The 459-nt window shown below is 61.9% G+C and carries 1 protein-coding gene; it reads right to left on the bottom strand.

Features of this window, described 5'->3' with window-relative positions:
* The coding region (locus FQ755_RS37800) for a hypothetical protein (RefSeq protein WP_222105736.1) at positions 1 to 271 on the bottom strand (271 nt) is incomplete at its 3' end.
* Between the last annotated feature and the right edge of the window lie 188 nt (positions 272 to 459).

Genomic DNA, 459 nt, shown 5'->3' with positions numbered 1-459 from the left:
AAATAGCAAAGGCATGGCTTGCGTCATGACGAAAGTTCCTGTGAAGAGATCTCGGAAGCGCGCGCTCGGCCAGGCGGCCGACGGGCGCGGAAAGAAGCCGGGAGTGCCGGCGAGCGGCATCGCGCGCGGCGAAGCGGCGCCGGGCGGAATCGCGTGAGCAGTGCGACGGCGATGCCGGCGGCGCGCTGAAATCGAATACCCGGCGCGAGGCGCCCGGGTGGACTGGACGAACTGCAATCGACATCGTCATGCACACGTCAGCGAGATTCATGTTCCCTCCATTGCCCGTGCGCGGTCGCGCCCAGGCATCGTTGGCGCCGCCGCTCAAGTCAACTGCACGACCCTCGCTTCGGCCCGAAGCTGTCGTACGCGGGTAAGTTATAAAAATTCACAATGCAAATCGGAATGATTCGCATTCTATGTTTCAATTTCACGACCACTTCGTGACCGCCGCTGTCA

The sequence above is a fragment of the Paraburkholderia sp. BCC1885 genome (assembly GCF_900996235.1).
In the GTDB taxonomy this organism is placed as follows: domain Bacteria; phylum Pseudomonadota; class Gammaproteobacteria; order Burkholderiales; family Burkholderiaceae; genus Paraburkholderia.
This window is presented reverse-complemented; position numbering and strand designations above follow the sequence as displayed.